Source organism: Streptomyces filipinensis (assembly GCF_014649495.1).
In the GTDB taxonomy this organism is placed as follows: domain Bacteria; phylum Actinomycetota; class Actinomycetes; order Streptomycetales; family Streptomycetaceae; genus Streptomyces; species Streptomyces filipinensis.
In genome coordinates this window covers 1-656 of sequence record NZ_BMTD01000091.1, presented here as the reverse complement: position 1 = coordinate 656, position 656 = coordinate 1, and the positions used below count along the sequence as shown (strand labels likewise).

Below are 656 nucleotides of genomic sequence, written 5' to 3'. Positions count from 1 at the left end.
ATCCTGGTGAACTCCAACCCGGCGACGATCATGACGGACCCGGAGATCGCCGACGCCACCTACGTCGAGCCGATCACGCCCGAGTTCGTCGAGAAGATCATCGCCAAGGAGCGCCCGGACGCGCTGCTGCCCACGCTGGGCGGCCAGACGGCCCTGAACACCGCGATCTCGCTGCACGAGAACGGCGCCCTGGAGAAGTACGGCGTCGAACTGATCGGCGCCAAGCCCGAGGCGATCCACAAGGGCGAGGATCGCGACCTGTTCAAGGCCGTGGTCGAGGCCGTCAACGCGAAGATCGGGCACGGTGAGTCCGCGCGTTCGGTGATCTGCCACTCCATGGACGACGTCCTCAAGGGGGTGGAGACGCTTGGCGGTTATCCGGTCGTCGTCCGCCCGTCCTTCACCATGGGCGGCGCCGGTTCCGGTTTCGCGCACGACGAGGAGGAGCTGCGCCGTATCGCCGGCCAGGGCCTGACGCTGTCTCCGACGACCGAGGTGCTCCTGGAGGAGTCCATCCTGGGCTGGAAGGAGTACGAGCTGGAGCTGATGCGTGACAAGCACGACAACGTGGTGGTCGTCTGCTCCATCGAGAACTTCGACCCGATGGGTGTGCACACCGGTGACTCGATCACGGTGGCGCCGTCGATGACGCTGAC

Annotated in this window: 1 protein-coding gene; it reads left to right on the top strand. The window is 66.0% G+C overall.

Annotated features, from left to right (window positions below; genetic code table 11):
• A partial coding sequence (locus IE244_RS41615) for an ATP-binding protein (protein WP_444545088.1) occupies positions 1 to 656 on the top strand: 656 nt, incomplete at both ends.